The sequence below is a fragment of the Nocardia camponoti genome (assembly GCF_014646135.1).
GTDB classification, from domain to species: Bacteria; Actinomycetota; Actinomycetes; order Mycobacteriales; family Mycobacteriaceae; genus Nocardia; species Nocardia camponoti.
Genome location: NZ_BMMW01000005.1, coordinates 135,527 through 159,269, shown reverse-complemented (window position 1 = coordinate 159,269; position 23,743 = coordinate 135,527). Strand labels below are relative to the sequence as shown.

Annotated in this window: 23 protein-coding genes; 9 read left to right on the top strand and 14 right to left on the bottom strand. The window is 65.5% G+C overall.

From position 1 onward, the window contains the following. Nucleotides 1–170 precede the first annotated feature (170 nt). Together IEX78_RS21790 and IEX78_RS21785 are read right to left on the bottom strand one after the other, a co-directional pair. Nucleotides 171–1,682, bottom strand: coding sequence for a leucyl aminopeptidase (locus IEX78_RS21790; protein ID WP_188830898.1), 1,512 nt, complete (start codon nucleotides 1,680–1,682; stop codon nucleotides 171–173). Between the two features lie 106 nt (nucleotides 1,683–1,788). Beyond that, a complete protein-coding gene (locus IEX78_RS21785) occupies nucleotides 1,789–2,247 on the bottom strand; it encodes a hypothetical protein (RefSeq protein WP_188830897.1) in 459 nt (152 codons plus the stop codon). 144 nt (nucleotides 2,248–2,391) lie between these two features. Between IEX78_RS21785 and msrA the strand changes: the two genes are divergently transcribed. Together msrA and IEX78_RS21775 are read left to right on the top strand one after the other, a co-directional pair. Continuing rightward, nucleotides 2,392–2,907 carry a peptide-methionine (S)-S-oxide reductase MsrA gene (gene msrA, locus IEX78_RS21780; protein WP_188830896.1) on the top strand — a complete coding sequence of 172 codons (516 nt, stop codon included), beginning with the start codon at nucleotides 2,392–2,394 and terminating at the stop codon, nucleotides 2,905–2,907. A gap of 86 nt (nucleotides 2,908–2,993) precedes the next feature. Then, nucleotides 2,994–3,965 (top strand): DUF2189 domain-containing protein, encoded by a 972-nt coding sequence (locus tag IEX78_RS21775; RefSeq protein WP_229684214.1) that lies wholly within the window; start codon nucleotides 2,994–2,996, stop codon nucleotides 3,963–3,965. 106 nt (nucleotides 3,966–4,071) lie between these two features. Here the strand turns inward: IEX78_RS21775 and IEX78_RS21770 are convergent, their stop codons facing one another. Continuing rightward, entirely contained in the window at nucleotides 4,072–5,628 is a 1,557-nt protein-coding gene (locus IEX78_RS21770) for a bifunctional phosphatase PAP2/diacylglycerol kinase family protein (protein WP_229684213.1), read from the bottom strand. Nucleotides 5,629–6,010: 382 nt separating this feature from the next. Here IEX78_RS21770 and gcvT point away from each other — a divergent pair, with 382 nt between their 5' ends. Together gcvT and IEX78_RS21760 are read left to right on the top strand one after the other, a co-directional pair. After that, entirely contained in the window at nucleotides 6,011–7,114 is a 1,104-nt protein-coding gene (gcvT, locus tag IEX78_RS21765; RefSeq protein WP_188830895.1) for a glycine cleavage system aminomethyltransferase GcvT, read from the top strand. A gap of 17 nt (nucleotides 7,115–7,131) precedes the next feature. After that, complete coding sequence (locus IEX78_RS21760; protein ID WP_188830894.1) at nucleotides 7,132–8,229, top strand: branched-chain amino acid aminotransferase; 1,098 nt, start codon at nucleotides 7,132–7,134, stop codon at nucleotides 8,227–8,229. A 51-nt stretch (nucleotides 8,230–8,280) separates the two neighbouring features. Here the strand turns inward: IEX78_RS21760 and IEX78_RS21755 are convergent, their stop codons facing one another. The 6 genes from IEX78_RS21755 to IEX78_RS21730 all read right to left on the bottom strand — a co-directional run bounded on the left by IEX78_RS21755 (nucleotide 8,281) and on the right by IEX78_RS21730 (nucleotide 13,682). After that, nucleotides 8,281–8,994 (bottom strand): MBL fold metallo-hydrolase, encoded by a 714-nt coding sequence (locus IEX78_RS21755; protein ID WP_188830893.1) that lies wholly within the window; start codon nucleotides 8,992–8,994, stop codon nucleotides 8,281–8,283. A 117-nt stretch (nucleotides 8,995–9,111) separates the two neighbouring features. Then, nucleotides 9,112–9,849 (bottom strand): adenosylcobinamide-GDP ribazoletransferase, encoded by a 738-nt coding sequence (locus IEX78_RS21750; protein WP_188830892.1) that lies wholly within the window; start codon nucleotides 9,847–9,849, stop codon nucleotides 9,112–9,114. A gap of 4 nt (nucleotides 9,850–9,853) precedes the next feature. Next, complete coding sequence (gene cobT / locus IEX78_RS21745; RefSeq protein WP_188830891.1) at nucleotides 9,854–10,927, bottom strand: nicotinate-nucleotide--dimethylbenzimidazole phosphoribosyltransferase; 1,074 nt, start codon at nucleotides 10,925–10,927, stop codon at nucleotides 9,854–9,856. Between the two features lie 232 nt (nucleotides 10,928–11,159). Then, nucleotides 11,160–11,681: a bifunctional adenosylcobinamide kinase/adenosylcobinamide-phosphate guanylyltransferase gene (locus tag IEX78_RS21740; RefSeq protein ID WP_188830890.1), complete on the bottom strand. Its 522-nt coding sequence runs from the start codon at nucleotides 11,679–11,681 to the stop codon at nucleotides 11,160–11,162. Nucleotides 11,682–11,698: 17 nt separating this feature from the next. Then, the gene (locus IEX78_RS21735) at nucleotides 11,699–12,664 is read right to left on the bottom strand and encodes an alpha/beta hydrolase (RefSeq protein WP_188830889.1); all 966 of its coding nucleotides are present in this window, start codon (nucleotides 12,662–12,664) and stop codon (nucleotides 11,699–11,701) included. Nucleotides 12,665–12,719: 55 nt separating this feature from the next. Further along, nucleotides 12,720–13,682: a helix-turn-helix domain-containing protein gene (locus IEX78_RS21730; protein WP_188830888.1), complete on the bottom strand. Its 963-nt coding sequence runs from the start codon at nucleotides 13,680–13,682 to the stop codon at nucleotides 12,720–12,722. 86 nt (nucleotides 13,683–13,768) lie between these two features. Between IEX78_RS21730 and IEX78_RS21725 the strand changes: the two genes are divergently transcribed. Next, on the top strand, nucleotides 13,769–13,918 hold the full coding sequence (locus IEX78_RS21725) for a hypothetical protein (RefSeq protein ID WP_188830887.1): 150 nt from the start codon (nucleotides 13,769–13,771) through the stop codon (nucleotides 13,916–13,918). A 53-nt stretch (nucleotides 13,919–13,971) separates the two neighbouring features. On the opposite strand, the gene IEX78_RS21720 is transcribed toward IEX78_RS21725, so the two are convergent. Then, entirely contained in the window at nucleotides 13,972–14,568 is a 597-nt protein-coding gene (locus tag IEX78_RS21720; RefSeq protein ID WP_373291643.1) for a DUF3043 domain-containing protein, read from the bottom strand. 266 nt (nucleotides 14,569–14,834) lie between these two features. On the opposite strand from IEX78_RS21720, the gene erpA reads away from it, so the two are divergent. Continuing rightward, nucleotides 14,835–15,194 (top strand): iron-sulfur cluster insertion protein ErpA, encoded by a 360-nt coding sequence (gene erpA / locus IEX78_RS21715; protein ID WP_188830885.1) that lies wholly within the window; start codon nucleotides 14,835–14,837, stop codon nucleotides 15,192–15,194. Between the two features lie 145 nt (nucleotides 15,195–15,339). Beyond that, on the top strand, nucleotides 15,340–16,266 hold the full coding sequence (locus tag IEX78_RS21710) for a carbohydrate kinase family protein (RefSeq protein ID WP_373291642.1): 927 nt from the start codon (nucleotides 15,340–15,342) through the stop codon (nucleotides 16,264–16,266). A gap of 75 nt (nucleotides 16,267–16,341) precedes the next feature. On the opposite strand, the gene asnB is transcribed toward IEX78_RS21710, so the two are convergent. Continuing rightward, on the bottom strand, nucleotides 16,342–18,285 hold the full coding sequence (gene asnB / locus IEX78_RS21705) for an asparagine synthase (glutamine-hydrolyzing) (protein WP_188830955.1): 1,944 nt from the start codon (nucleotides 18,283–18,285) through the stop codon (nucleotides 16,342–16,344). Between the two features lie 328 nt (nucleotides 18,286–18,613). On the opposite strand from asnB, the gene ctaC reads away from it, so the two are divergent. After that, the gene (gene ctaC / locus IEX78_RS21700; RefSeq protein WP_188830883.1) at nucleotides 18,614–19,735 is read left to right on the top strand and encodes an aa3-type cytochrome oxidase subunit II; all 1,122 of its coding nucleotides are present in this window, start codon (nucleotides 18,614–18,616) and stop codon (nucleotides 19,733–19,735) included. Between the two features lie 10 nt (nucleotides 19,736–19,745). Continuing rightward, nucleotides 19,746–20,162 carry a cytochrome c oxidase subunit 4 gene (locus IEX78_RS21695; protein WP_188830882.1) on the top strand — a complete coding sequence of 139 codons (417 nt, stop codon included), beginning with the start codon at nucleotides 19,746–19,748 and terminating at the stop codon, nucleotides 20,160–20,162. Nucleotides 20,163–20,218: 56 nt separating this feature from the next. On the opposite strand, the gene IEX78_RS21690 is transcribed toward IEX78_RS21695, so the two are convergent. From IEX78_RS21690 to IEX78_RS21680, 3 genes are read right to left on the bottom strand one after another with little or no spacing between them, the layout of a single operon-like run. Continuing rightward, nucleotides 20,219–21,487 carry an FAD-binding oxidoreductase gene (locus IEX78_RS21690; RefSeq protein WP_188830881.1) on the bottom strand — a complete coding sequence of 423 codons (1,269 nt, stop codon included), beginning with the start codon at nucleotides 21,485–21,487 and terminating at the stop codon, nucleotides 20,219–20,221. 56 nt (nucleotides 21,488–21,543) lie between these two features. Next, the gene (locus tag IEX78_RS21685) at nucleotides 21,544–22,923 is read right to left on the bottom strand and encodes an ABC1 kinase family protein (RefSeq protein ID WP_188830880.1); all 1,380 of its coding nucleotides are present in this window, start codon (nucleotides 22,921–22,923) and stop codon (nucleotides 21,544–21,546) included. A 13-nt stretch (nucleotides 22,924–22,936) separates the two neighbouring features. Further along, nucleotides 22,937–23,665: a lysophospholipid acyltransferase family protein gene (locus tag IEX78_RS21680; protein ID WP_188830879.1), complete on the bottom strand. Its 729-nt coding sequence runs from the start codon at nucleotides 23,663–23,665 to the stop codon at nucleotides 22,937–22,939. Nucleotides 23,666–23,743 lie beyond the last annotated feature (78 nt).

Genomic DNA, 23,743 nt, shown 5'->3' with positions numbered 1-23,743 from the left:
CCGATACGCGTCGCGGGTCGCGGCGCGCACCGCCCCACCGGCCTCGGCGGGGCACCCAGGAATTGTTGGTTCTTGTTCCGTCGACCATCCTTGCACTCGCACACGATCCGTGTAGTGCGGGGCGGCATTCGGGACAAGGCTGACAATGCGAAAAATAAGGCGGTGAGGCCTTATTCCGCGCCGATTTCCTCGATCACGCTGATCAACGTACGAACCGGAACACCGGTTCCACCCTTGCCGATGTAGCCGAACGGGCCGCCGGTGTTAAACGCCGGACCCGCCACATCCAAATGCGCCCACTGCACACCCTCGGGCACGAACTCCTTCAAGAACAGCGCCGCCGAGAGCATGCCGCCCCAGCGGTGCTGCGCGACGTTCGCCAAATCGGCGACGCGCGAGTTGAGATCGGCACGCAACTCGGTCGGCAACGGCATTGCCCAGCCGTTCTCGCCGACCTGACGCGAGATCGCGGCGACGCGGTCGCGGAAGTCGTCGGTGCCCATCACGCCGGGCGTGCGTGTCCCAAGCGCGACCATCTGCGCGCCGGTGAGGGTGGCGACGTCGATGAGGTAGTCGGGGTCGTCTTCGGCGGCGCGAACGATGGCGTCGGCCAGGATCAGGCGACCCTCGGCATCGGTGTTGAGCACCTCGACCGTGGTACCGCCGTACTGGGTGAGGACGTCGCCGGGACGCTGCGCGGTGGCCGACGGCATGTTCTCGGCCATCGGGACCGTTGCCGTCACGGTGACGGGAAGGCCCAGGCGCGCGGCGAGCAGCGTGGTCGCGATGACAGCGGCGGCACCGGCCATGTCGGAGGTCATGTTTTCCATGCCAGCGGCGGGCTTGATCGAGATGCCGCCGGTGTCGAAGGTGATGCCCTTGCCAACGAGCGCGACCTTCTTCGGACCGCCCGAGTAGGTGATGCGAACCAGGCGCGGCGGGCGCGACGAACCCTGGCCGACGCCGATGATGCCGCCGTAACCGCCTGCGGCCAAAGCGTTTTCGTCAAGGACTTCCACTTCGAGGCCAGCGGCTTCGGCGAGTAGACGGGCGCGGTCGGCGAACTCGGCCGGGTACAGCGCGCTCGGTGGGGTGTTCACGAAATCGCGTGCGGTAGCGACGGCTTCAGCGGTGAGCTGGGCGCGCAGGAGTTCGGTGACGCCGAATTCGGCTGTAGGAACAAGGAATTCGACGCGAAGCACCGGCTGTTCGTCGGCCTTCGGCGCGCTCTTGGCCGACTTGAACGCGGTGAAGCTGTACGCGCCGAGGTAGAAGCCTTCGGCGGCGGCGGCGAGGTCGATGCCCGACAGGGTGGTCGCGACCAACTCGGTACCGGTCAACGCGCGTGCGGCAACACCAGCGCTGCGGCGCACCTGCTCGGCGTCGATCTTGTCGGCCGCGCCGAGGCCGACCGCGAGCACGCTCGTGACGTTAGCGAGGGCTTCCGGCGCGGGGACGCGGGTGAGCTCTTCGGGCTTGCCTTTCGCGCCGAGCGCGGACAGCTGATCAAGCAACTGCGCGCGAACGCCTTCGGTGATGACATCGCCGAAGAGGTCGGTTGGCACAATCGCCGGACCGTTTTCCGAAGAGGTCAACCCGATCACGAGCACGTCGGTGTCGGGGTTGATGGTTTCGGTACGAGCCAGTTCCGGGCCGAGGGAACGATCTGCGACAGCGGTCATTGGGTCAGGTTATTACAGGCGGCCCGTCGCGCGAGTCGGCCGGGTTCGCGGGCCGGGGCCAGCCTGGGTGATCGAATTCGCCGCACCGCGCGCGCAATTGCGGCGATTACGTCGCGACGGTGAGCCGCAGGGTGGTGACCGACGGTTCGGTGAGTTCGATATCGGCGGCGGCGACCTCCTGCGCGATGGTGCTCGACGGGGTCTTGACGTGGTAGCTGCCGGGTTGCAGCGCGCGGAAGCTCACTTGACCAGCCGGGCCGGTGATCAGTTGGCGATCGATCACGTCGCCGCAGGTGTCGACGCCACTGAGCGTGACCTTTTTGCCGACGACCGGTTTGCGTGTTGCGGCGTCGACAACGAACGCGTCGATTTGGGCGGCGGCCGTGGGACTCGCGTAGCGGACCTGTGCTTCGCCTTGGCGCGGTTGACTCGACCAGCCGCACGTGATTCGGGCAACGGAATCATCGCCAACCGGGCGGGCTTGGGCGCTCCCGATCGCACCGGAAGTCAGGGCGAGAAGGGCTGTGCTGATGACGAAGTACCGTGAAACGACATACCTTGGCATCGCGCCGAATTCTCCTTTTACCTGGGCGGAAATAACGCTGGCGCGGCAACCTTACTGCGACCCGGTAGCGTGGAATCACGCGCTGGGGCAAGCTGGCTTGGGCGTGTCTTGCCAAAGATTTCCAGGTCTTGTCGAGGAGGAACTGTGAGTGACACCAAGAAAGCGATTCTGGCCGGTGGATGCTTCTGGGGAATGCAGGATCTGATTCGGCGACAGCCCGGGGTGGTGTCGACGCGAGTTGGCTACACCGGGGGCGAGAACGAGCGTCCGACCTACCGCAATCACCCCGGTCATGCTGAGGCGGTTGAGATCGAATACGACCCCGCCAAGACCGATTATCGGAACCTGCTTGAGTTCTTGTTCCAGATTCATGACCCGACAACGGTCGATCGACAGGGCAACGACATCGGTTCTAGCTACCGGTCAGCGATCTTCTACCTCGACGATGAACAGCGCAAAATCGCCGAAGACACCATCGCTGATGTTGACGCGTCGGGGCTGTGGCCAGGCAAGGTCGTCACCGAGGTCACCCCGGCGGGCACGTTTTGGGATGCCGAGCCGGAACATCAGGACTATTTGGTGCGCTACCCCGACGGCTACACCTGCCACTTCCCCCGGCCAGGCTGGAAATTGCCGCATCGGGACGCCGCCGCTAACTAGGTGAGTTATGCCATGATTTGGCAGACGAGTGCTCACGATCCATGATCTACGGCCCCCGAGGCCGCGACAGAGGATGAGGGGTTCGGATGACTTATCAACAAAAGCCGCACATCGGGGTTGGGGATGCCCTAGGATATGCGTGGGAGAAGTACAAGGCTAATGCGGGGGTGTGGATTCTCGCGGTGGTGATCGCCGTGTTGATTCAGCTCGTGATCGGTGCCATTTTCAGCGCGGGTTCGACCTTTGACGCCTCCGACGGTATTGAATTCAATGTCAGCGCCTGGGGCATCATCGGCAACTTCGTCAGTGCGATCGTCGGTTATCTGATCTCGGCCGCGTTCGTTCGAGGTGCCCTCCATGAACTGGACGGCCACAAGCCGGCGATTGGCGACTTCTTCAAGATCAGCAATGTGGTCGCGGTGATCGTCGCCGGGTTGATCATCGGTATCGCGAGCACGATTGGCTTCTTCCTGCTGATCATTCCCGGCATCATTGTTGTGTTCCTGACCTGGTGGACGATGGAATTCGTCGTCGACAAGGACCAAGACGCGATCACGGCGATTAAGTCGAGTGTCTCGGCTATCGCGGGCAACGCGACGCCGCTGTTGCTGCTCGCGCTCGCGCTCGTTGGTATCAACATCATTGGCGCGATCCCGTGCTTCCTCGGCTGGCTGCTTACCATTCCGCTCACCATCATCGCGTCGACTTACGCCTACCGCGTGACCGTCGGCGGGGTCGTTTCGCCGGCAACCGGCGAGGGCTATCCGGCCCAGGGTTACGGACCCGGCGGATACGGCCAGGAACCCGGATACCCGCAGCAGCAGTACGGGCAGGAGCCGGGCTACCCGCAGCAGCCCTACATCCAGCCGGGGCAGCCGGGCTACGGCCAGCCGGGCCAACCGGGTCAGCAGGGTTACGGCCAGCCCGGATACCCGCCCGAGCAGCAGGGTTGGGGTCAGCCGGGCCAGCAGGGGTACGGCCAGCCGGGTTCCGGTGGATACCCCGACCAGGGTTGGGGCACGCCGGGTGATCCGGGTCGCCCGAACGACCAGCGGTAAGTTTCGGACCTAACGAAAGCGGGACGTGCGAATGGACACGTCCCGCTTTCGTGTGAAAAGGCTTGTCGGCGTTGCTTATTCGCAGCCGATGCCATCCTTTTTACAGCTAGGTACCCTTGCGGGTTCCGGTGAGCCATTCGAGGGGGCGGCGGCGGTGCGGGCGGGGGCGGTTGGCCCAGCGCGGGTTGTCTTCGTCGCGGCGGTAGGTTGGGACTTGGCCCGCGATGAAGAAACGGAAAGACGTTGCGGCGCCTAGTACTTCGCCGTCGGCGGCCACCTGTTCGGGTTCATCCAGCTCGACGGTCAGCTCGTGGGTTTGGCGTTCTCCGTAGACGCGGCTGTGGCCGATCGCCGCGAGCAACAGCGCCAAAACCGCTCGGGTGCGCGAGAATCGGACGTCGGCGCGCAACCAGCGCACGTCGAGCAGGCCCTCGTCGAGGCGCGAACGGAACGCGGGGACCGCGCCATGCGGGTGGTACGGGCCGTTGCCGATGAACAGGAACCACAGGTCGTGCCAGCGGTCGTCCAGACGCGCGCGGATGGGTTCGGCGCGGCGCAGCGTGACGATGAGCGCGGCGGCGAACGCGGGCCACTTGCCCCAGCGTTCCTCCCACTGTTCGCGCAGGCGGACGAGGTCGGGGTAGGCGCCGATGCTCGCGGTGTTGATCAAGTGATGGGTGCGGGTGCCTTCGTCAGTCTCGAATTCGACTGCGGCGATGTCGATTTGGACGGCTTCGCCAGCGCCGGTCGCGTCGGCGACCTCGCGCAGGTCGTAGACGCCGAGGTCACGCGCGAAGTGGTTGAGCGTGCCCGCAGGGACAACAACGAGCGGCAGTTTGTTGCGCACCGCTACGGCGGCCGCTGCGGCGACGGTGCCGTCGCCACCGGCAGCGCCAACGGCGACGATGCCGGGGCGGAGCGCCTCTTGCAGGAGTTCGCCCGCGTCGCGGCCCGGCTGCGTGGGGACGAGCAGGGCTTCCGGGAGCGCGGCGGCGATGTCGGGGGTGGGGTCGTAGTTGGCGTCGCCCGATCGCGGATTCACAAGCAGCGCAAGACCTTTCCCGTTGCGTAGGATCGGGGCGTCGTGCACGGGGTGCGCGTCGGCTTCGTCGGATTCGCGGATCGGCCACCAGCGTCGGGTGGTGAGCGCGATGCCAGTGCCGACCGCAGCGCCGACGAGCACATCCGACGGCCAGTGCGCGCCGGTGTGAATGCGCGAATAGGCGACAGCGGCCGCGACCGGCGCGACTGCCAGTGCGGTGCGCGGACTTTCGAGTGCGACAGCGGTCGCGAACGCGGCGGCGTTGGCGGCATGGCCGGACGGGAACGAAGAGGACGACGGGTACTCGACGAGTCGACGGCGCAGCGGCATCAATTCGGCAGGAGGACGTCGGCGGGGGATCAGCGTTTTCAACACGAGATTCACCGCGAAACTCGACCCCGCGAGCGCGATCGTGCCGCGCAACGCCGCGCGCCGAGGCGGGCCAGGGCGTAGGGAAAGCGCGGCCGCGACAGCGAGCCAGAGCTTGCCGCCGTTGGCCGACCGGGTCAGCGCGAGCATGGCGTTATCGACCCCGGATTCGGGCAACCGCGCCACCGCCGAACTGCTAGCGGTATCGACGCGGGAAACGTGCGCGAAGCGTCGCGTAGGCCAGTCACTCACGGTCGCGAGCTTACCGGGACAAAGGGCGCTGGGGCGCAAGCACTTTCGTCGCGAGCAGCTCGCGCAACCTGGTGTCGTTCGGCCGCCGAAGTCGGTCGCAAGGACGAGGTCACGGAGCGGCGGCACGACACCCCTCGTTGTCGTTCCGCCGCATCACCGTCGGTGCGGGCCACCGTCAGCGCGGATGACCGACAGTGCGGATCACCGTCAGTGCGAATCGCAGCGTTCGGCTCAATGCGCGCTACCGCCACTAACGCGAACGTCGACGCGTTTCGTCGCAACCTCTCACTCATCATCGATGGCACGCGCGGGTGAGCACAGACCCCAATTTCCCGGGCGCACCAACGGTGTCGGGTGCGGGGTGTGCCGATAAACTCACGTCATGACCGACACCAGCGCCCTGCTTGAAGGCCCCATCCACGCTGTTCACGTCGAATTGGGTGCCACGTTCGCGCCGTTCGGCGGCTGGCTGATGCCGGTGCAGTACGGCGGCACGGTCGGCGAGCACAACGCGGTTCGCACCACGGTCGGGCTTTTCGATGTGAGCCACCTCGGCAAGGCAACGGTGAAGGGGCCGGGGGCTGCGGAGTTCGTTAACTCGGCGCTCACCAACGACCTCGTGCGAATTCGCCCCGGTAAAGCGCAGTACACGCTGTGTTGCGACGAGAACGGCGGCGTGATCGACGACCTCATCGCCTACTTCGTGAGCGACGACGAGGTGTTCCTCGTACCGAACGCGGCCAACACCGCCGCCGTCGTCGCCGAACTCGCCAAGAAGGCGCCCGAAGGGATCACGGTCGAAGACGAGCATCGCGACTACGCCGTTTTCGCGGTGCAGGGCCCGCGCTCGGCGGAAGTGCTTGCCGCGCTCGACCTGCCGACCGACATGGAATACATGGCCTACGAAGACGCCGAGTGGCAGGGCTTCCCAGTGCGCGTGTGCCGCACCGGCTACACCGGCGAACACGGGTACGAACTGCTGCCGACCTGGGCTGATGCGTCGTTGGTTTTCCGCGCCTTGGTCGACGCGGTCACCGCTGCCGACGGTCTGCCCGCCGGCCTCGGCGCGCGCGACACCCTGCGCACCGAAATGGGCTACCCGCTGCACGGGCACGAACTGTCGCTCGACATCACGCCGAACCAGGCGCGCACGGGCTGGGCGGTCGGCTGGAAGAAGCCGGAGTTCTGGGGCCGCGACGCGCTTGTCCAGGAAAAGGCCGACGGCCCGCGTCGCACGTTGCTCGGGCTCAAGGCACTCGATCGCGGTGTGCTGCGCCAAGGACAGTCGGTGTTGCGCGACGGCGTCCCCGTCGGCGAGACCACGTCCGGCACGTTCTCGCCGTCGCTGAAGGTGGGCATCGCGCTCGCCCTGATCGACACCGACGCGGGTCTCAACCCGGGCGACGAGGTCGAGGTCGACGTGCGCGGCCGCCGCCTGCGCTGCGAAGTAGTTCGCCCGCCCTTCGTCGAGACGAACACTAAATAGCGGATAAGATCGGCACCATGACAGTTGCCGCACAGTTCACCCGTATTCCGCATCCCGCGCCCACATCGGCGCAGCAGCGTGAGCAGGTACTGTCGGCACCCGGTTTCGGCCGGTTTTTCACCGATCACATGGTGTCGATCGACTACGCCGACGGGCAGTGGGGCAACGCGCGCGTCGAGCCGTACGGGCCGTTGCAGATGGACCCCGCGACGATGGTTTTTCACTACGGGCAAGCCATCTTCGAAGGGTTGAAGGCGTACCGGCAGCCGGACGGGTCGATCGCCACGTTCCGGCTCGACGCCAACGCCGCGCGGTTCCGTCGGTCGGCGGCGCGCATGGCGATGGCCGAGCTGCCCGAAGAGCTGTTCGAAGAGTCGGTGCGTCAGCTGCTCGACGTCGACGCCGACTGGGTGCCTGCCGCCGGTGGCGAAGACTCGCTTTACCTGCGCCCGTTCATGTTTTCGACCGAGGCCGGGCTTGGCGTGAAGCCCGCGTCGGCGTACAAGTACCTGCTGCTCGCCTCGCCCGCGGGCGCGTACTTCCCGCGTGGCGTGAAGCCGGTGCGCGTGTGGTTGTCGACCGAGTACGTGCGCGCCGCACCCGGCGGCACCGGTGAGGCGAAGGTCGCTGGCAACTACGCCGCGTCGCTGCTCGCCCAGGCGCAGGCCACCGACGAAGGTTGCGACCAGGTGGTGTGGCTCGACGCGTGCGAGCGTAAGTACGTCGAGGAAATGGGCACCAACAACCTGTTCTTCGTTTTCGGCAAGGGTGCCGACGCGAAGCTCGTGACGCCGGAGCTGTCGGGTTCGCTGCTTCCCGGCATCACCCGCGACTCGCTGCTCACCCTCGCCGCCGACGCCGGTTACCCGGTTGAGCAGCGCAAAATCTCGGTCGACGAATGGCGCGAAGGTGCCGAGTCGGGCGAGATCAGCGAGGTGTTCGCGTGTGGCACCGCCGCGGTGATCACGCCGGTTGGCTGGGTGAAGTCGCCCGACGGGGAATTCAGCATTGGCGGCGGCGAGCCGGGTGAGGTCACGATGGCGCTGCGCGACACGCTCACCGGCATTCAGCGCGGCACCTTCGCCGACAAGCACGACTGGATGCGCAAGGTCTAAAACTCTGCGAACAACGGCCCGGGCGCGGTTGCGCTCGGGCCGTTCTTGGTTCTAGCCCGGCATCAGCGCTTGCCACTGCTGCAACGTTTGTGGGCGCAGGACGTAGTTGTTGTCCTTGATCGACGCGAGGTGCGCGTTGGGCTGGTCGGAGTACCAGTGGCCGGGGTACACCATCGGATTGCCTTCGAGCTCAGCGAGATTGCGCAGGCTGCGGAACATTTCGTCGGAATCGCCGCCGGGGAAATCGGTGCGACCGCACCCGTCGACGAACAGGGTGTCGCCGGAAACGAGCTTGTTGTCGACGAGGAAGCACTGGCTGCCTGGCGTGTGGCCGGGGGTGTGCAAGAGTTCAATGTCGATGTCGCCGACCTTGAGCTTGTCGCCGTGCTCGTGGCCGGTCAGTTCGCTAGGGGCGATGCCGGTGACGTTGGCGACCCAGTCGAGTTCCTGGTTGTTGACGTGGACCGGGACCTGCGTTGTCTCCAACAGTTCTTTCACGCCGCCGAGGGTGAAGCCGAGCATCGAACCGCCGACGTGGTCGGGGTGATGGTGGGTCGCGAGGACGCCGGTGACGCGCATGCCGTCCTGTTCGGCCGCTTTCACCAGGTCGGCGGCGGCATAAGCGGGGTCGACAACAACGGCCTCGCCGGTCTCGCGGTCGCCAATGAGATAGGCGAAGTTACGCATCTGCGTCGCGATCGGGTCGCCGACGGCCCAGTCTCGACCCGACAGCAGTTGACGGAAGTACAGGCGCTCATTCGACATTCCACTAGCTTATTGCTCCGCGTGTGCTGGCTGTCGCGGCGAGTACCAGTCAGTGAGTTGTTCTGTGCGATTCCATAGTTGACGCGATGCGTAATTGTGACAATTCGGCTTTTTAGGCTAGTTGAGCGAAAAGCCAAGTGCCGCAACACAAGTCGTTATTTCAACGGTCGCGCCGAGGACGTCGCCGGAGAGTCCGCCGAAGCGTTTGAGGCAGTGGGTCACGATTGATGCGGTAATCGCTAACGCTGCTATTGCGACTAACGGGCCGAGCCACCAGGTCGTCGCTGCTGCCGACGCGATGATCGCGACGAGGGTCCACGCGCCGACGGTGAGCTTGGACTGAGTGCCCGCGACGAGTGCGCCGAAACCAGCGTCGGGGGCGGCGGGAATGCCTTGTCGGCAGGCGATCACCACCGCGACGCGACCCAGCGCGACGGCGGCGACAACGGCCGCCCACCGGTGTTGCTCAGCGAGGTGGGCGAAGGCGGCAGCCTGGATGCCGATCGCGAAAATGAGCGCGGCGACGCCGAACGGGCCAGCGCCGCCGGACTTCATGACCTCGCGCGCGCGTTCGGGGGAGCCGTAGGAACCGAGGCCGTCGATGGTGTCGGCGAGGCCGTCGATGTGCATGCCTCGGGTGAGGAGGGCAAGGATGCCGACGGCGATGAGCCCGGCGAGCAGGGGCGTGAGCGCGTGGCTGGTGAGCCACAGCGCGCCGGCCGCGACCGCACCCAGGACTAGCCCGACGACGGGCGCGGCCGCGATCGCTTTACCTGCCGCGTTCCGGTCGATGGTGTTTGGGCCCTTGATCGGGAACACGGTGAGCCACGAGAAAGCGAGGGCGATGCCGGTCACGTCATTACTTGGTCAGGCTCGGCGACGCTGGTTCCTCGTCGGCGGTGCTCACGCCCGCGTCGGCGAAGGTTGACATTTCGGCCAGGGTCGCCACCGCCGCGCGCAGGACCGGGAGCGCGGTGAGCGCGCCCGATGCCTCGCCCAACCGCATGTTCAGTTCGAGCAGTGGTTCCAAGCTCAGATGCCGCAATGCGAGCGTGTGAGCCGGTTCCGTGCTGCGGTGACCAGCGACCCACCACGCCTTCGCGCACGCGGACAGGTCTTCGGCGACCAGCGCGGCGGCCGTCACGACGACGCCGTCGAGGATCACCGGGGTGCGGCGGGCAGCGGCCTGGGCGAGGAAACCGGTCATCGCGGCGAGGTCAGCGCCGCCTGCCACCCGCAACAGGTCGACGGGGTCGGTCGCGATCGGGCGTGCGCGACGCATCCCGTCGCGGATCGCGGCGACTTTGCGGATCCAGCCCGCGTCGTCAACGCCGGTGCCGCGCCCGACGGCGGCGACAGGTTCGGTGCCGGTGAGCGTCGCGATTAGGACGGTCGCGGGGGTGGTGTTGCCGATGCCCATGTCGCCGACGACGAGCAGGTCGGCACCCGCGTCGACTTCCTCGTCGGCGATCGCGGCACCGGCGGCGAGTGCGGCGGTGACTTCGGCTTCGGTGAGGGCGTCTTCGCGGTCGATTGACCCGCTGCCGCGTCGGACTTTATGTGCGGAGACCGAGGGGTCGGTTTCGCCGTCGACGGCGATGTCGACGACGCGCACGGTCGCACCAGCCACGGCGGCGAGGGCGTTCACGGCGGCCCCGCCCGCGAGGAAGTTGCCGACCATCTGGACGGTGACCTCGCTCGGGTACGCGGAAACGCCGTGCTTGGCGACGCCGTGGTCGCCCGCGAAAACGACAACACGCGCCCGCTCGAACTGCTTCGGCACGGCAACGCCCTGGCACGCGGCAACCCAGTTGCCCAGGTCCTCAAGGCGTCCGAGCGATTCGACCGGTTTCGTCAGCTGACGCTGCCGCTCGCGCGCGGCGGCGCGAACCTCGGCGTTCGGGGGTACGACCGGGCCGAATCCGTGAGTCACTGGCAAGCCTTCCTGGAAGAGAATTCCTCGCCGCACATCTTGCCCCGATGCAGCGCGGTCGCGCTGACCGGGCGGGGGATTGCATGCGACCAACGGTTTCACCACTGTCGGTGCGAGGAGGTTCTGTGACTAACCGCCGGAATCCATCGGGCCCGAGAACGCTTTCTCGTCGCCGGTGTTGGCGCGCACCTTGACTGTCGAGTGAGTGCTCAGACACGGTGCGGCGCGGTCGCTATTTGAGGCGGGTTGGGAGGCCCGCTATGACGAAGTAGACCTCGTCGCATACCTCAGCTAAGCGCTGGTTCAGGGTGCCCAACTCGTCGCGGAAAAGGCGGCCGCTGCGGGTGGGCGGGATGACGCCCTGACCTACCTCCGGGGACACGATCACCAAGCGGTCGCGGTGGGCGGCGACCGCCGCTACCAGCGCGTCGCAATCCGGGGCTACCGTGCCACGCGGGCTGTCCCATGCGTCCCGTTCGTCGATGCGGGCGGTGAGCCAGGTGCCGGTGTCGTCTAGCAACGTTGCCGGGGCCGACGTGGTCAAAACGTCTGCGGCAGAAGCGTTTTCGACCGTCGTCCACGTAGTCGGTCGCCGGTCTCGATGGCCCTCGATTCGCGAGGCGAAATCGTGGTCGGTCGGGTCGAGCACAGCCGTCGCGAGGTAACGCACCGTCGCGCAGTCGGCGAGCAGGCGCTCCGCGAACGCCGACTTACCCGATCGAGCCCCGCCGAGGACGAGGATGCGTTGCGCCATGCCGAGCACGGTAGCAACTACACGCCGAGCGCCGCCAAGATCATCGGGCGTGCGGTCGCGAGTGCCTGCTGCCAGTACGGCCACGTGTGGGTGCCATTGATGACGTCGACGCGCGCCGGAACGCCGGCCGCCGCCGCACGGTCGCGGAAGATGTCGGCCGCGATCACCGACATCGACTCCAACCCCATCGCGTTGACGGTGTTGCCGAACCCGTTGGACAGATCGGCGACGCCGGGCACCCCGTTGCCGGTCATGACGTAGACCGGCAGGCCGCGCAACCGGTCGATCTGCACGGTCGCGTCGTTACGCGCCCACGCGGGATCGCTTGTTGGACCCCACATGTCGTCGACGTTGAAGTTGCCCTCGTCGGTCATCGCGGCGCGCATCGCGAGGTTCCAGTTCGGGTAGGTCGGGTTCACGAAACCGGAGAAGGAACCGGCGAAGCGGAACTGGTCGCGGTGGTGCGCGGCGAGCACAAGCGCCGAGCCGCCGCCCATCGACGCGCCGACGATAGCGTTGTTTGTGCGCGAAACCCCGTATCCAGCAAGGAAATCCGGCAGTTCCTGGGTGAGGAAGGTTTCCCAGCGGTACGTGATGGGCTGGTTGTTGGTGCTGCTCGGGCGGTACCAGTCGGTGTAGAAGCTGGAGTGGCCACCGACGGGGAACACCAAAGTCACGTCGTCGCTGGCGAATTGGCGTACCGCGTCGGTGTCAGAGGTCCACTGGCTGTGGTCGGCGGGAGCGCGGAGTCCGTCGAGTAAATACAGCGCCGACGAACCGCCGCGCGCGGCCCATCGCACCTGCACCTTGATCGGGCCCATGCTTGACGGCACCCACAGTTCCTCGAAACTGCCCGCGCGAGCGTGTTTTTCGATTCCGATCGGCGCTGCGGACGTGCTTCCAGCGGTAGCGGTGGTGACGAAGACGGCGGCGGTGGCCGCGATAACGGCACGCATGAGCAGGTTGCCCCTCCCAAAAAGCATGCGTTCACCTGATCAGGTTCCCGAGTTATTTGTCAAGGCAATGATTTTGGGGCCTTTACGCGTCTACGCGTTTGCCAAAGCGGCGTCGGTACTCCGTTGGCGCGATGCCCACCGCGCGCTGAAAGTGATGGCGCAACAACGCACCTGAGCCGAAACCTGTCTCGGTCGCGATGCGTTCAAGCCCATAGTCGCCCTCTTCAAGGAGCTGCTTCGCGAGCAAAACACGTTGCGTCGTAAGCCATTTCACCGGCGTTGTCCCGGTCTCGGCGGCGAAGCGACGGGCGAACGTGCGCGTTGACATTTGCGAGCGCGCGGCGAGGTCGTCGATGGTGTGTGGCAGCGCGAGATTCTCGGTGAGCCACGCCAACGTTGCCGACAACCCAAGCGAATGACATTCCGGCACCGGACGTTCGATGAATTGGCGCTGACCACCGTCGCGTTGTGGCGGCACGACCATGCGGCGCGCAATGCCGTTTGCAGCGGCGGTGCCGATCTCGCGACGCACGAGATGCAGACACGCGTCAATGCCCGCGGCGGTGCCCGCACTGGTGATGAGATTGCCTTCGTCGACGAACAGCACGTCGGGGTCGATGGTCGCGGCGGGATATTTCGCGGCGAGTGCGTCGGCGTGCATCCAGTGCGTCGTGCATTTACGGCCGTCGAGCAGGCCAGCCGCGCCCGCGAGGAACGCGCCGGAACAGACGGTCAGGATGATCGCACCGTTTTCCGACGCCGTGCGCACGGCGTCGACGACCACCGGGTTCAGCGGCTGATTCGCCGGAAAGGCGGGGATCGCGACGAGGTCGGCCTTGACCAGCTCGTCTAAGCCGTACTCGGGCGTGACCGTGACACCCGGCGTCGTTGATGGCAACGGCTTGCCCGGTTCAGCACCGCAGACCCGAAAGTCGAAGCCGGGCAGCCCATCAGCGGTGCGGTCGAGGCCGAAAACCTCACAGATAACGCCGAATTCGAACATGGCCATAGGGCCATTGAGAACGACGGCGACGCGACTCAGCATCGTCTTACGGTAGCTGGCTGAATCTTTGCGTACAACGGCAGAACTGCCACTGTTGGCAGGATCAAGACGAGCGCAGACTTTCAGCCATGGTAATTTCCATCGTTGCACTCAGCGCACTGATCATCGCCGGAATGGCGTTCACCAAGGACTCGCGCCCAAGCGAGCTCGACCGCGACGCCCAGCGGCAGCGGCAGGACTTGCAGGCCATCGGCGACCGCATGTTCTATGCCCGGTGAAAACAGAAAACCCCCGGTTGACGCACTCAACCGGGGGTCAACGAAACGAGGATCTACACCGCGTCGCCGGGCTTCACACGCGGCTTCGGCGCACGCATCTTGCGGATCTGTGACGCGCGAACGAACGCGTACCAGCCGAGCTTGAAGCCGGTGTCGGAAGTGTCGGGGAAACGCGCGATGACGCGGTTGTTGATGATGCGACCAAGGATGAAGCCCTCGATGATCATGAAGAACATCATCACCAGCATCGCCAACGTGACGAGGCTTTGCAGCTGCGGCACGGCGAACATCGACATGATCAGCACCAGCGCCATCGGCATGAACAGGCCGACGAGGTTGCGACGGGCATCGACGAGGTCGCGCACGTACGCGCGCACCGGGCCCTGATCGCGCGGCAGCAGGTACTTGTCTTCGCCAGCGAGCATGCGCGCGCGACGGTCGTTCACCGCGGCACGACGCTCGGCGGCGGCGATCTTGCGGTCGGCCTTGGTGCCCTTCGACGCCTTGCGACGCGCGCGGGCTTCCTTCGCCGTCATCGGCGCGGGCGCGACCGGGCCGCGACGCCGGGCCTCAGCATCGCGCCGCTTGGGGGTGGGACGGCCCTTGCCGGGCGTGGGGGAGGAGGTAACGGGCTCTTCGACCACCGTCACCGTGGAGTCGACGGACTCGTCGGTGGTGCTGGACTCGCCGCGACGGAACAATTTCACGTCGACCAGGCTATTCGATCGGTCCGACAACCGGGAAACGTGGTCTGTTTTGCCGTGTCCCGCGTCTCACTCTCTGACGACAATCGCGAGTAGGGTGGGGTAACGCACCTGGGCGCTGTATTCGCGTTGCTACTGGGGTGGCAAAATAGGGAATAGCAGCTGTATCGACGGCGTTGCCCGTTGACGGGCTGACCGAACAAGGAGTGTTCATGACGACTTCGCAGAACGAGACCGCAACCGAAACCCACGGTGCGACCCTGACCGACGCCGCAGCTAGCAAGGCGAAGGCGCTGCTTGAGCAGGAGGGTCGCGACGACCTTGCCCTGCGCATCGCGGTGCAGCCCGGCGGTTGCGCTGGCCTGCGCTACCAGCTGTTCTTCGACGACCGTGTCCTCGACGGCGACATCGTTGTTGAGTTCTCGGGCGTGAAGCTGGCCGTAGACCGGATGAGCGCGCCGTACATCCAGGGCGCGTCGATCGACTTCGTCGACACCATCGAGAAGCAGGGCTTCACGATCGACAACCCGAACGCCACCGGCTCCTGCGCCTGCGGCGACAGCTTCAACTAAAGATTTCGGGCGAGTCGCACCACGACCCCTTGCTACCGTAAGGCTGAGACTTTTTGTCTCAGCCTTACGTGTTTTCCGCCTATCGTCGAAGGGGCCTCGCCTCGTGTCTGTTGCTGTGTCCGCATCCATTGCCACCGACCATCTCATGCGGTTTCCCGGTCGGTTTTCCGATCTGTTGATTGCCGATCAGCTCGCGAACGTGTCCCTGAGCTTCCTTGTTGACGACCTGCAGGTGCGCCGGGGTGGCGTCGCGGGCAATATCGCCTACGCGATGGGGTTGCTTGGGCAGCAGCCGGTGCTTGTTGGCGCGGTCGGTGCCGACTTCGCTGAATACCGTGCGTGGTTGGAAGGCAACGGCGTCAATTGCGCCGGCGTGCTCACCTCCGAGAAGGCCCACACCGCGCGATTCGTGTGCACGACCGATGAGGCGATGGCGCAGATCGCGTCGTTCTACCCGGGTGCGATGAGCGAAGCTCGCGATATCGACATCGCCGCTGTCGCCGCCGAACATGACGTCGACCTGGTGCTTGTTGGTGCCAACGACCCGGACGCGATGGTCGCCCACACTCGGCAGGCGCGCGAGCAGGGTCTCGCGTTCGCCGCCGACCCGTCGCAGCAGCTAGCCCGCCTTGACGGCGACCAGGCCGCCGAACTCATCGACGGTGCCACCTACCTGTTCACGAACAAGTACGAGTGGGCGTTGCTGTTGCAGAAGACGGGCCTGTCGGAAGAAGAGGTCGCGAGCAAGGTTGGCATCCGCGTCACGACGCTCGGCGGCGAAGGTGTGCTCGTCGTCGACACCGACGGCACCGAGGTTCGCGTTGCCGTTGTCCCCGAGACGGCCAAAGTCGACCCGACCGGCGTCGGCGACGGTTTCCGCGCTGGCTTCCTCACCGCGCACCGCGCGGGGCTGAGCTTGGAGCGCGCGGCGCAGCTTGGCTCGCTTGTCGCCGTCCTGGTTTTGGAGACAACGGGCACTCAGGAGTGGACGTTGAACCGCGACGAGGCGATTGAGCGCCTCACGAAGGCGTATGGCGCCGACGCGGCCGACGAAATCGCGACGATCCTCTAGCACGACCAAGATCACCAGGCTCTCAGGTAAACATCGCCCGAGAGGGAAAATCCCTGAGAGCCTGCTGATCTTGAATTACAGCGAAACCGGGTACGTCGGTTCCTGGATTTCGGGCTTGATGCGGTCTTCTACGAAGATGCCGTGCCACACCATGAACACCAGAACCGTCCACAAGCGGCGGCTGTGGTCGGAGATGCCTGCCTTGTGCTCGCGCAGCATGGTGAGCACCGCCGCCTTGTTGATCAAGTGGTCGGTCTGAGACTCGGCGATCTGCGTCTCGGCCCACTCGTAAAGCTCCGTGCCGCGCAACCAATGCCGAAGCGGCACAGGGAAACCCAGCTTCGCGCGGTTGAGGACGTGGTCGGGGACGATGCCGTCGAGTGCCTTACGCAGCGCGTACTTCGACGTTTCGTTGGTGATCTTCTGATCGAACGGGATGCCCTGGGCGACCCGCATGACCTCGTTGTCGAGGAACGGCACGCGCAGCTCAAGGGAGTTCGCCATCGTCATCTTGTCGGCCTTGACCAAGATGTCGCCACGCAACCAGGTGAACAGGTCAAGATGCTGCATCCGCGCGACCGGGTCCCAGCCCTTGGACTCCGCGTAGATCGGCGCGGTGACGTCCTGATGGGTCCACTCGGGGCGGAAATCGCGCAACACCGAACGCAGCTGAGCGTCGTTGAAGCTGCGCGCGTTGCCGTAGTAGCGGTCTTCCAGGGTGAGCGACCCACGCTGCAACAACGACTTGCCACGCTTGCCGTCGGGGATACGGTCGCCGAGCTTGCCGACGAGCTTGCGCAGCCCGGCGGGCAGGTACTCAAAAGGCTTGAGCGACAACGGCTCTCGGTAAATCGTGTACCCGCCGAACAGTTCGTCGGCACCTTCGCCCGACAGCACGACCTTGACGTGCTTACGCGCTTCCTTCGCGACGAAGTACAGCGGAACAAGCGCCGGGTCGGCGACCGGATCGTCGAGGTACCACACGATTTCGGGGATCGCGGCGGCGAACTCAGCGGGCGAGACGACCTTCACGATGTGGCGCGCGCCAATGAGTTCGGCGCTCTCGGCGGCGACATCGACCTCCGAGTACCCCTCACGCTCGAACCCGGTGGTGAAGGTGATGAGGTTCGGGTTGTGGCGCATGGCGAGCGCGGCGATGGCGGTGGAGTCGATGCCGCCCGACAGGAACGAACCAACGGTCACGTCGGCGCGCATGTGCTTAGCGACCGAATCCTCAAGCGCGGCAGCGATTTCGGCGTAGCGCTCCTGCTCGGCACCTTCGGCGAAGGGTCGCACCCGGAAATCGGGGCGGAAGTAGCGGGTGGTTACCGGTTCCTGGCCAACCTGAACGGTGGCGTAGGTGCCCGATTCCAGGCGACGAATGTTGCGGTGCAGCGACTCGGGCTCGGGCACGTACTGCAACACCGTGTAGTGCTCAAGCGCGCGCGGGTCGAGCTCGTCGGAAAGCCCAAGCGGCGACAGCAGCTCAAGGAGGCTCTTCTTCTCACTCGCGAACGCGGTGCCGCCGGGGCCCGTCGCGATGAACAGCGGCTTGATGCCGAACGGGTCGCGCGCGAGGAACAGTGACTCGGTCTCGGTATCCCAAATCGCGAAGGCGAACATGCCGCGCAGCTTGCGCACCGATTCCGGACCCCAGAAGTGGAACGCCGCGACAATCGCCTCGCCGTCGCCACCGGTATTGAAGATCTTGCCGTCGGGGAACTCACTACCGAACTGGGCGGCCAACTGCTCGCGCAGCTCAAGGTAGTTGTAAATCTCGCCATTGAAGGTCATGGCGTAGCGCTGCGGGTTGTCGGCTGGACCCCACCGCAACGGCTGATGCGAATGCTCAATATCAATGATCGACAGGCGGTTGAAGCCGAAGATCATGTGCGAGTCGTGCCAGGTGCCCTTCTCATCAGGGCCGCGATGCCGCTGGCAGTGCAGCGCGTCGTACACCTGATCGACCACCTCGGTCGTCGCCGTCTCAGCTGTCAGGAATCCGAGCAGTCCGCACACGGTGTCGGCAACCTTCTCTCGTTCGATGATTTCGCCGCGTCGGCAGTGGCCGAAACGCTGTGTCCGAGTATGCCGCACCCCGCGCCGACACGCCGCGCTCGCCCACGCCACAACGGCGATAATGCAACCCTGACAGGTCAAACCGCAGGTCGCGACAAGCCGAAACCTTAGTGCGGAGTGTCGAAACCGACCCCGCCACAAGGCAGTGCCCGCTTTGGTCTACGCTGCGTAGTACTCAGGTCCCTCTCAGGTGTGCCTGAAACTTGAACTGCTTTGAAGAGGTGTCGGAACAGGCGAATCGCGGCCTGGGAAGACGCAATGTGTCGGAATGTGTGGCGACCAGGAAGGCGTGAGCGTGGCGCACAAGGCGAGCGAAGAGATCGGGGCTCGACCCGTTCGGGGTCGGCAGGGCCGAATCCTTCGGCGGGCCGGGCTGGCGGTGTCGTTGTTGACCACCGCGATGCTCGTCTCGGGCTGCTCGATCGACAATGTTTGGCTTCGATTCGGCTGGCCTTCGGGCATCACGCCGGAAGCCACCAAGATGCGGGAGCTGTGGACCTGGTCGGTCCTTGCCGCGCTCGTTGTCGGCGTGTTGGTCTGGGGCTTGACCTTCTGGACGGTCATCTTCCACCGCAAGCGCAACAACTCCCCGGAGTTCCCGCGCCAGACCGGTTACAACGTGTCGATGGAACTCACCTACACGGCGATTCCGTTCGTGATCATCGCGGTGCTGTTCTACTTCACCGTTGTCGTGCAGAACTACGTGCACGAGAAGACCGATGATCCCGCGGTCACCATCGACGTGACGGCGTTCCAGTGGAACTGGAAGTTCGGTTACCGCCAGGTCGACAACGTCGGCGGACTCACCTACGACGGTGTCGACACCGTCCGCGAGGCGGTCAACGAGCAGCAGCTCGAGGAGTACAAGGAGCGCAAGAACGAAGAGGGTCACCCGCAGCCGGGTCCCGTCCACGGCAAGCCTGCCAACGACATCCTCTCGTACCTGCACTACGACAAGATCGAGACCTACGGTTCCTCCACCGAGATCCCGGTGCTTGTGCTGCCCACCGGCAAGCGCATCGAGTTCCAGCTCGCCTCCGCTGACGTCGTGCACGCCTTCTGGGTGCCCGAATTCCTGTTCAAGCGCGACGTGATGCCGAACCCGAAGGAAAACCACTCGGACAACATCTTCCAGATCGAAAAGATCGAGAAGGAAGGCGCGTTCGTCGGCCGTTGCGCCGAGATGTGCGGCACCTACCACTCGATGATGAACTTCGAGGTCCGCGCGGTTTCGCCGGAGAACTTCGCCAAGTACCTTGAGGCTCGCAAGGCTGGCAAGGACAACGCCGAGGCGCTGAAGTCGATCGGCGAGTCGCCCGTCGCTACCTCTACCCACCCCTTCAACACCAAGCGTGATCTCAAGAGCGCTTCGGTGAACGAAAGCAAGTGAGGATTCTGATATGAGGCTCGAAGCGCGAATCTTCGAACTGCTCACGGCGTTCTTCATCCTGGTCGCCCTGATCTACGGTTTCTTCACCGCCCAGTCGCGCACTGGCATCGAGTGGGCTGGTCTCACCGGCATCGTGATGACCGCTGGTCTTTCGATGATCATCGGCACCTACTTCCGGTTCGTCGCTCGTCGTATCGACCTGCGTCCCGAGGACTACGAAGAGGCCGAGATTGTGGACGGCGCTGGCGACCTCGGCTTCTTCTCGCCGGGTAGCTTCTGGCCCATCACCCTGGCGGCCGCTGGTTCGGTCACCGCGATTGGTCTCGCCTTCTTCGAACTGTGGCTGATCGCCCTCGGCGTTGTGCTGGTCATCGGTGCCGCCGCCGGTCTGGTTTTCGAGTACTACCTGGGTGCTGAGAAGCACTAGGACCTAACGCGAAGGGCCCCTACCGAATTCGGTAGGGGCCCTTCGCGTTTGACGTATTAGACGCTGTAGCGCAGTGCCTGCTCGGAACGGCAGATCTCGTCGATGCCCGAGACGATCTCACGCAGCTGGTCCGACGGGAGCGCCGACGGGCGAAGGCGGCAGGTGAAGGTGATCAGGCCGTAGTCGGTGGCCGACAGGCCGCGCGCTGCGGCTTCGGCGCGCAGGTACGGCGACCGGACGCCGTAGGTCATCGCCGAGATCACCGTGAAGCAGCCGGTGCGTTCGCGATGACGGTTGAACAGGTCGTGCAGGCCGTAGAACACCGCGCCGTAGTTGGCCAGCGGGGCGAACACGCCAACGCGGTAAGCAGGGCCACGCTCGGAGCTGCTGATGACGGTGTCGGCGAGGTATTCGGCGTCGCGCATCGTGAGCACCTTCGGCGCGAACATCAGCGCGCCAGCGGCCGCGTTGCGGACCGGCATGCCAGCGCGACCGCCCGCCGCCGACGCGATCGCGCCCAATGACTTGCGCGTGCGCGTTCCGACCTCACGACGGGCACGCAGACCGCGCGTCGGCGTCGCCGGGTACAAACTCGACCACTGACCGAAGCGGACCGCGCCCAGGCTCACCTGACCCGTACCGACCGGTCGGGCAACCTTGATCGCCGCCGTGTCGATCCAGCGACCAACCTGCATCGCCGCGCTGCCCGGGTGGTTGATCTCGGTTGTCGCGTGTTCGACGAACGAATCGAAGTCGAGGAAACGGTCGGCGTCGGTGGTGAGCCAGGTGCGGTCCTTGTCGACATCGACGACGTCGAGGGTGAGCGCGGTGATGATGCCAGCGCGACCGCCCGCGCCGAGAATGCGATGGAACCGCTCGACGTGATGACCGCGCCCGCAGGTGCCGATGCGGCCGTCGGGGTCGACGTATTCGAGGTCGACGATCTGGTCGATGAACATGCCGTATCGGTGCGACGCGGTGCTGACGCCGCCGACTGACGCGAAGCCGCCCGCGGTGATGTCGCGGTGGTCGCCGACAACCGGCAGGCCAAGGCCGTGCGCGCCGAGGCGACGGTCGATTTCGGACAGTTTCGCGCCCGCCTGCACGCGAACCGTGCGGCGACCGAGGTTGATGTCGAGCACCGAGTTCATCTTGCGCAGCGAAAGGACCGCGCGCTGATCGGCGAGACCGTACTCTTCGGTCTGCTCGCCACCACAGACGGTGAACGGCGCGGATCGGTCGCGCGAATCCCGAACAGTACGAACGACATCCGCCGTATCGGCGGGGAGGTATTCGGCAGAAGTGATTACGTGCGGCGTGCCCATGAGGGCATAGCTAACCACAGGTGGCGCGGACGCGCGCACGGTACCTGGCAGCTACTTCACAGCCCCGCCGCCGCCACCGTTTCGGGGTACCAGCGGGTGCATTCGGCGCGCAGCGGAACGTCGGTGTGCAGCTGACATAACACCGCGACACCACCGAGAAAGGACCGCAGCATCGCGGTGTGCTCGGCGGGCATGGTGAGTTGGCGCAACACGTTGGTGAGGCGCAGGTCGGTGACAAGGCGGACCTGTTCGCGCAGCCACTTTTCGGTGAGCGGGTAGGTGGTTGCCAGGAGTGCGTCGCGCACGGGTTGGAGGCGGGCGAGCACGCTCGCGATGTCGAGAGCGCGGCCGGGCGCGACGAAACCGTGTCTGCGCATGGCGGATTCGAGGTCGTGGGGTGACTGGGTGAGCAGCGCAGCGCCCACTTCGCTTGCGACGTCGAGGAATTCGCGTGGCCACGAGGTACACGCGCCGAAGTCGACGATGCCGAGGCGGCCGTCTGGCATCAGCAGGAAGTTGCCGGGGTGGGCGTCGCCGTAGACGAGGCCGACGCGGGCTGGTGCGGAAAGCAGGAAACGCAGGACGAGTACGCCGACGCGGTCGCGTGCGGCCGGTTTGGACTGGTTGACCAAGTGCGACAACGGGATTCCATCAAGCCACTCGGTGACGAGCACGTCGCCGTACTGGGCGACAACGCGGCTGACGACCACATCGGGATCGTCGGCGAAGGCCGCGGTGAAGGCGCGCTGGTTGGCCGCTTCGCGTGCGTAGTCGAGTTCAGCGCCGATCTCGGCGCAGAGCGCGTTGACGACGGACGCGGTGTCGGCGGCAGGGAGTAGCACGCCGAAAAGTGGTGCGATCCTTCGCAATACGGCGAGGTCGGCGCTGACGGCGGCGCGGGCACCCGGGTACATGATCTTCACCGCGACCGGGGTGCCGTCGTGCCAGCAGCCACGATGCACCTGGCCGACCGAGGCGGCCGCTGCGGCGCGGTCGTCGAACTGGGGGAGCAGCGAACGCCAGTGTGGGCCAAGGTGTTTGGTGAGCTCAGCGTGGACAGCACCGGGCAGCATCGGTGGTGCGGAATCGTGCAGGCGAGCGAGTGCGGCGCGGTAGGGCTCGGCGAGGTCGCGTGGCAGGCCCCATTCGAGGAGGCCGAGCAGTTGGCCGAGCTTGGCGACGCAGCCTTTGAGTTCGCCCATCACATCGAAAAGGTGCTGGGCAGTGCGTAATCGGATCTGGCGGGTGATGTCGTCGGCGTCGCCGCCCGCGGCGCGTTTACCGAAACCGGCGACGCGCCTGCCCGCGTACATGACGGGCACGGCGGCAAGGCGGGAACCACGCGCGAACGTGCCAGTTGGCAAGTCGCGCTTGGGTTCTCGACGCTTGTGCTCTCGACGTACGAAGGGCAGTACGCGGCCCTTATCCCCACCCATTGGATTAGCGCGGCTAGCTTGCCGCGCTGTCGGGAATGCGGGTCGCGTCGAGCTGGCTGTCGGTTGGCGTGACGCCCTTCTTCAAGCTGTGGGCGTACACGTCGACGTACTCCTGGCCGGTGAGGCGCATCAGTTCGTACATCACCTCGTCGGTGACGGCGCGCTCGACAAACCGGTTGCCGCTCATGCCTTCGTACCGCGAGAAGTCAAGGGGCGCACCGAATTTGATCGTGACACGCTCGCGACGCCACTTGAACGGTCCGGGCGGGGAAACGAGGTTGGTGCCGATGACGGCAACCGGGATCACCGGGACGCCGGTTTCGAGTGCGAGGCGCGCCATTCCGGTCTTGCCCTTGTAAAGGCGACCGTCGGGGGAGCGGGTGCCCTCGGGGTAAAGGCCGACGAGACGACCCTCGTCGAGCAGCTTGCGTGCGGCGTTGAGCGCGTCCTCAGCGGCGGACGCACCGCTGCGGTCGATGGGGTACTGGCCGGTGCCGGAGAAGAAAAATTTCTGGAAACGCCCCTTGATACCAGGGGTGTTGAAGTACTCGGCCTTGGCGAGGTAGTTGATGCGACGCGGGCTCAGCAGCGGCGCGAACAGCCAATCGGAAAACGAAAGGTGGTTGCCAGCCATGATGGCGGGGCCATCGGTGGGAATGTTCTCGACGCCTTCGACGACCGGGCGGTTGTAGAGGTGCATCAACGGTCCGATGAGCACGAACTTGAGCAGCCAGTAGAACATGGCGTCCTTTCAGTGGGTCGTCGGAAATCGACTTTACCGCTGGTCGCAGGTCACAACCAAGCTGAGTCGATAGCAGTG